Source organism: Burkholderia sp. MSMB1498, from assembly GCF_001526245.1.
Classification (GTDB): domain Bacteria; phylum Pseudomonadota; class Gammaproteobacteria; order Burkholderiales; family Burkholderiaceae; genus Burkholderia; species Burkholderia savannae.
Genome location: NZ_LOYJ01000101.1, coordinates 390,817 through 396,940, shown reverse-complemented (window position 1 = coordinate 396,940; position 6,124 = coordinate 390,817). Strand labels below are relative to the sequence as shown.

8 protein-coding genes are annotated in these 6,124 nt (G+C 68.5%); 7 read left to right on the top strand and 1 reads right to left on the bottom strand.

Annotation, left to right across the window (positions count from 1 at the left end; all coding sequences use genetic code 11):
* Positions 1-98 precede the first annotated feature (98 nt).
* Positions 99-374, bottom strand: coding sequence for a hypothetical protein (locus WS91_RS23285; protein ID WP_197422264.1), 276 nt, complete (start codon positions 372-374; stop codon positions 99-101).
* Positions 375-576: 202 nt separating this feature from the next.
* Between WS91_RS23285 and paaA the strand changes: the two genes are divergently transcribed.
* From paaA to WS91_RS23250, 7 genes are all read left to right on the top strand, one after another.
* Complete coding sequence (paaA, locus tag WS91_RS23280; RefSeq protein ID WP_059582620.1) at positions 577-1,575, top strand: 1,2-phenylacetyl-CoA epoxidase subunit PaaA; 999 nt, start codon at positions 577-579, stop codon at positions 1,573-1,575.
* 53 nt (positions 1,576-1,628) lie between these two features.
* Positions 1,629-1,913: a 1,2-phenylacetyl-CoA epoxidase subunit PaaB gene (gene paaB, locus WS91_RS23275; protein ID WP_038746770.1), complete on the top strand. Its 285-nt coding sequence runs from the start codon at positions 1,629-1,631 to the stop codon at positions 1,911-1,913.
* A 10-nt stretch (positions 1,914-1,923) separates the two neighbouring features.
* On the top strand, positions 1,924-2,727 hold the full coding sequence (gene paaC / locus WS91_RS23270; protein WP_059671100.1) for a 1,2-phenylacetyl-CoA epoxidase subunit PaaC: 804 nt from the start codon (positions 1,924-1,926) through the stop codon (positions 2,725-2,727).
* Between the two features lie 38 nt (positions 2,728-2,765).
* Positions 2,766-3,401 carry a 1,2-phenylacetyl-CoA epoxidase subunit PaaD gene (gene paaD, locus WS91_RS23265; RefSeq protein ID WP_059671120.1) on the top strand — a complete coding sequence of 212 codons (636 nt, stop codon included), beginning with the start codon at positions 2,766-2,768 and terminating at the stop codon, positions 3,399-3,401.
* A gap of 2 nt (positions 3,402-3,403) precedes the next feature.
* The gene (gene paaE, locus WS91_RS23260; RefSeq protein WP_038746740.1) at positions 3,404-4,492 is read left to right on the top strand and encodes a 1,2-phenylacetyl-CoA epoxidase subunit PaaE; all 1,089 of its coding nucleotides are present in this window, start codon (positions 3,404-3,406) and stop codon (positions 4,490-4,492) included.
* Positions 4,493-4,613: 121 nt separating this feature from the next.
* Positions 4,614-5,444, top strand: coding sequence for a DUF1835 domain-containing protein (locus tag WS91_RS23255; RefSeq protein ID WP_059671099.1), 831 nt, complete (start codon positions 4,614-4,616; stop codon positions 5,442-5,444).
* Positions 5,445-5,472: 28 nt separating this feature from the next.
* On the top strand, positions 5,473-6,072 hold the full coding sequence (locus tag WS91_RS23250; protein WP_038746736.1) for a TetR/AcrR family transcriptional regulator: 600 nt from the start codon (positions 5,473-5,475) through the stop codon (positions 6,070-6,072).
* Positions 6,073-6,124: the final 52 nt, after the last annotated feature.

Sequence of the window (6,124 nt, the reverse complement as noted above, 5' to 3'; positions counted from 1 at the left end):
GCCGGTCGCCGGTCGCCGGTCGCCGGTCGCCGGTCGCCGGTCGCCGGTCGCCGGTCGCCGGTCGCCGGTCGCCGGTCTGCAGTCTATCGATCCACCACTCAGTTTAGTAGAGCCCGACCCCGGATTTCGGCGACTTCGGCGACTTCGGCGACTTCGGCGACTTCGGCGACTTCGGCGACTTCGGCGACTTCGGCGACTTCGGCGACTTCGGCGACTTCGGCGACTTCGGCGACTTCGGCGACTTCGGCGACTTCGGCGACTTCGGCGACTTCGGCGACTTCGGCGACTTCGGCCACTTCGGCCACTTCGGCCACTTCGGCCACTTCGGCCACTTCGGCCACTTCGGCCACTTCGGCAGACCAATGAGCCCGCACGATGGTTGACCGGCCTCGCTGGAATGAAAATCCACCACCCGCGCCGCGGCCCGTTGCAGTTCACACGCGAAGCAGCGGCCCGCCCACGGCAAATCGCCGTCGCCCGGTCCGCGAATCTCGGCGATCCGCTAAAATGATCTATTAACCGACCGGTCGGTTGATTTATACTGCGTGAACATTCCACCTGGACGAGAACATCGCCATGTACACGCAATCCCTCGACATCCCCGGCAACGTCGCGCCGCTCGATGCCGCCGCCGATTCGCCCGAACAGGCCAGATTCGATGCCGTCGTCGCCGCCGACGGCAAGATCGAACCGCAGGACTGGATGCCCGACGCGTACCGCAAGACCCTCGTGCGGCAGATTTCGCAGCACGCGCACTCGGAGGTCGTCGGCATGCTGCCGGAAGGCAACTGGATCACGCGCGCGCCGAGCCTCAAGCGCAAGGCGATCCTGCTCGCGAAGGTCCAGGACGAAGCCGGTCACGGCCTCTATCTATATAGCGCCGCGGAAACGCTCGGCGTGTCGCGCGACGCGCTGATCGACGCGCTGCACGCAGGCAAGGCCAAGTATTCGAGCATCTTCAATTACCCGACCCTCACGTGGGCGGACGTCGGCGTGATCGGCTGGCTCGTCGACGGCGCCGCGATCATGAACCAGATTCCGCTCTGCCGCTGCACGTACGGCCCGTACGCGCGCGCGATGATCCGCGTCTGCAAGGAGGAATCGTTCCATCAGCGGCAAGGCTTCGACGCGCTGCTCGCGATGATGAAGGGCACCGATGCGCAGCGCGCGATGGTGCAGGACGCGGTGAACCGCTGGTGGGCGCCCGTGCTGATGATGTTCGGTCCGCCCGATGCCGATTCCGTCCACAGCAACCAGTCGGCCAAATGGGGAATCAAGCGCATCTCGAATGACGATCTGCGGCAGAAGTTCGTCGACGCGACGGTCGAGCAGGCGAAAGTGCTCGGCGTCACGCTGCCCGACCCCGACCTCAAGTGGAACGACGCGCGCGGCCATTTCGACTACGGCGCGCTCGACTGGGACGAATTCCGGCGCGTCGTCAACGGCGACGGCCCGTGCAACAAGGAGCGCCTCGCGACCCGCGTGAAGGCGCACGAGAACGGCGCGTGGGTCCGCGAGGCCGCGCTCGCGCACGAGGAAAAGCGCCGCCGCCGCGCGCAACAGCAAGCGGCATGACGCGCGCGAAGCGCGGCGCCGCCTTCCGTATTCAGGAGATTCAGGAGAAAGCGATGAACCAAGAATGGCCAATCTGGGAAGTCTTCGTGCGCAGCAAGCAAGGGCTCGACCACAAGCACTGCGGAAGCCTGCACGCGGCCGACGCGTCGATGGCGCTGCACATGGCGCGCGACGTCTACACGCGCCGCCAGGAAGGCGTGAGCATCTGGGTCGTGCCGTCGGCGGCGATCACCGCGTCCGATCCGAACGAGAAGGCCGAGATGTTCGAGCCGGCGGGCGACAAGATCTATCGCCATCCGACCTTCTACACGCTGCCCGACGAAGTCAACCACATGTGAGCGGCAGGCCATGACGACGACCCCACAACATCTCGCCTACGTGCTGCGCCTCGCCGACAACGCGCTGATCCTCGGTCAGCGCAACGCCGAATGGTGCGGGCACGGCCCAGTCCTCGAGGAAGACATCGCGCTCACGAACATGAGCCTCGACCTGATCGGCCAGGCGCGCCTGCTGTATACGCACGCGGCCGAGCTCGAACGGCAGCTCAGCGGCGCCGCGCGGACCGAGGACAACTATGCGTACTCGCGCACCGAGCGCGAATTCGCGAACTACACGTTCGTCGAGCTGCCGCACTACGGCCCGCTCAGCGGCACCGCGCACGCGGAGCTCGACTATGCGGTGACCGTCGTGCGCAACTTCCTCTACGCGGCGCTGATGCTGCACGTGTGGACTGCGCTCGAGACGTCGAGCGACGCTCAGCTCGCGGCGATCGCGGCGAAATCGGTGAAGGAGACGCGCTACCACGAGCACCACGCGCGCGAATGGCTGATCCGCTTCGGCGACGGCACCGACGAATCGCATCGCCGCGCGCAGGCCGCGCTCGACTATCTGATGCCGTATACGCGCGAATTCTTCGCGGCGGACGCGATCGACGACGCGGCGGCCGCGGCCGGCATCGGGCCCGCCATCGCGTCGATCGAGCCGGCGTGGCGCGCGGACGTCGACGCGACCCTCGCCGAGGCGACGCTCGCGCCGCCCGCGGCCGGCCAGTACGTGTCGACCGGCAAGCGCGGCGAGCACTCGGAGCACATGGGTTATCTGCTCGCCGAGTTGCAGAGCGTCGCGCGCCAGCATCCGGGCGCGACCTGGTGAAGCCGCGCGCGACGAATGACGAACGACGGAGCCAGACGATGTCCGCCCTCCCCGCATCCGCCCTCGCCTCGACGGCCGCCGCCGTCGACCGCCCGCGCGACGGCCGCGCCGCCGCCCGCGGCGACGATCCGCTCGTCGCCCGCGCATGGGACGCGCTCGAAGCCGTGCCCGATCCGGAAATCCCGGTCGTGTCGATCCGCGAGCTCGGCATCCTGCGCGACGTGCGCCGCGCCGCCGACGGCGTCGTCGAAGTCGTGATCACGCCGACCTACTCCGGCTGCCCGGCGATGCAGCAGATCGCCGAGGACATCGACGCCGCGCTGCGGCAAGCCGGCGTCGCGCCGCACCGGATCGCGACCGTGCTCGCGCCCGCGTGGACGACCGACTGGATCACCGCCGACGCCCGCGAAAAACTCCGCGCGTACGGCATCGCGCCGCCCGCCGGCCAGTGCGGCGGCGATGGCGGCGGCGACGGCGGCGACGGCGATGCGCGCGGCGGCCCTGCCCACCGCCGCGCCGTCCGCTTCATGCCGAAGCCGCTCGCCGCGCCCGTCTGCCCGCGCTGCGGCTCAGCGCACACCGAGCGGCTCGCGCAGTTCGCGTCGACCGCGTGCAAGGCGCTCTACCGCTGCGTCGACTGCCGCGAACCCTTCGACTACTTCAAACCTTATTGAATATGGCGACTCCGCAATTCCATCCGCTGCGCATCCGCGACGTGCGGCCCGAGACCGCCGACGCCGTCACGGTGTCGTTCGAGGTGCCGCCCGAGCTGCGCGACGCGTACCGCTTCACGCAAGGCCAGTTCGTCACGCTGAAGGCGCATATCGACGGCGAGGAGACCCGCCGCTCGTACTCGATCTGCGTCGGCACGACCGACTACGACCGCGACGGCGAGTTGCGCATCGGCATCAAGCGCGTGCGCGGCGGCCGCTTCTCGAACTTCGCGTTCGATACGCTCGAGCCCGGCCACACGATCGACGTGATGACGCCGGACGGCCGCTTCTTCACGCACCTGAACGCCGAGCACGGCAAGCAGTACGTCGCGTTCGCGGGCGGCTCGGGGATCACGCCCGTGCTCGCGATCATCAAGACGACGCTCGAGCTCGAGCCGCGGAGCGCGTTCACGCTGATCTACGGCAACCGCAGCGTCGATTCGATCATGTTCGCCGAGGAGCTCGAGGATCTGAAGAACCGCTTCATGCAGCGGTTCGCGCTGTATCACGTGCTGTCGGACGACGTGCAAGACGTCGAGCTCTTCAACGGCGTGCTCGATCAGGCGAAGTGCGCGGCGTTCATCGATTCGCTCGTGCCGGCCGAGACGATCGACGAAGCGTTCATCTGCGGCCCCGCGCCGATGATGGACGCCGCCGAGGCCGCGCTCGCCGCGGCCGGCGTGCCGCACGAGCGGGTGCACGTCGAGCGCTTCGGCACGCCGCTGCCGCAGGCGGGCGTGCCCGCCGTCGAGATTACCGACGACACGCCCGCCGCCGATCTCGAAATCGTGCTCGACGGCAAGAAACGCAAGCTGCGCCTGCCGTACGAAGGCGTGAGCCTCCTCGACGTCGGGCTGCGCGCGGGCCTCGCGCTGCCGTACGCGTGCAAGGGCGGCGTGTGCTGCACGTGCCGCGCGAAGGTGCTCGAAGGCGAGGTGCGGATGGAAAAGAACTACACGCTCGAGCCGCGGGAAATCGCCGACGGCTTCGTGCTCACCTGCCAGTGCCATCCCGTCAGCGGCAAGGTGGTCGTCAGTTACGACGAACGGTAAGCGGCGTCTTGCCGCGCGGTTACGCGCCGCCCCCCATCTCGCTTACACTAGGGGCCGCCTGCGGGCCGGACGCGCGAAGCGCCGGCACCCGGGCGGCTTTTCTCATGTTGACGACAGGCCAATGAGCACCATCCACGTGACCATGGGCGGCTCCGCCGCCGCTTCCCTGCGCATCGCGCTCGCCGACGCGGGCCGCGACGAAAGCGTCGTCGAGCTGTTCGACGATCTGTCCGTCGGCCCGCTGCGCGGCGCCGACGATACGCCGGATGTGCGCGCCGCGTTCTGGGAACGCGCGATCGGCGACGTGCAGCAGGACTGGGCGGCGGGGCTCGGCGACGATTTCGCGAAGCTCGAGGCGCTCGCGGCCGGCACGGGCCAGATCGTCGTGTGGCACGCGCACAGCGTGGCCGATCAGCTGATGCTGCGGCGCGTCGCCTACCATCTGCGCAACGCGCCGCAGCGCCTGAACGAGGTGCGGCTGTCGAGCACGGACATCGACGATCCGCAGTCGTGGGTGCGGCTGCGCGCCGACCAGGCGACGGCCGCCGGCATCTTCTCGCCCGCGCAGCTCGCCGCGAAGCTGCCGGAGGCGGCGCCGATCTCGGTGCTGCGGATCAGCCGGCTCGCGCTCGAATGGCAGGAAGCGAAGCAGACGAACGCCGAGCTGCGCTACTGGATCTGCAACACGTTCAAGAGCGGCCATTACGCCGACATCGACGCGCTCGTGCTCGAACACGCGCCCGACGAATGGGGGCCCGCCGCGCGCACGGTCGGCGCGGTAATGGCGTTCGCCGACCGCGGCCACCTGTTCGTCGGCGACGTGATCGCGTTCTGGCGCTGCCGCGAGCTCGCGGCAGCCGGCCGCGTCGAGCTGCAGGGCGACGCGCGCTCGATCGAAGACCTGAAAACGGCGACGCTGCGCGTCACGCCCGCCATCGCCGTTCCCCGCTAACCCGAACCCGCATCACGCGTCGAATCACATGGCCCGCACCCGAGCCCCCGATCACGAATCCCAGCGCGAGCAGATCCTCGATCTCGCCGCCGCCAAGTTCGCGCAGACGAGCTACCCGAGCACGTCGATGACCGATCTCGCGAACGCGAGCGGCACGTCGAAGGCGCGCCTCTATCACTATTACGAAGGCAAGGAAGCGATCCTGTTCGATCTGCTCGACCGCTACACGAAGCGGCTGATGCTGATCATCGCCGAGGTCGAAGGCGCGAGCCAGCGGCGCGGGCTCACCGAGCGCGAGGCGTTCGCCGAACTCGTGCGCGCGTTCCTCGCCGAATACGAGACGTCGCACAGCCGCCATGTCGCGCTGCTGAACGACGTGAAGTATCTCGAGGAAGCGCAACGCCGGATCATTCTCGACCGCCAGCGCGACATCGTCGCCGCGTTCGCGCGCCAGCTCGCGCGCGCGTATCCGGAGCGGATCTCGACGGACAACCAGACGCCCGTGACGATGATGGTGTTCGGGATGATCAACTGGACGTTCACGTGGCTGAAGCCGGGCGGGCGCCTCGGCTATCGCGATTTCGCCGAGCAGGTGATCGGCATGATCGAGCACGGCCTCGGCGGCTGAATCGTCTGATTTATTGCGGAGCAGCAAGCGTTGCGTGAGCGTAACAGTGCGA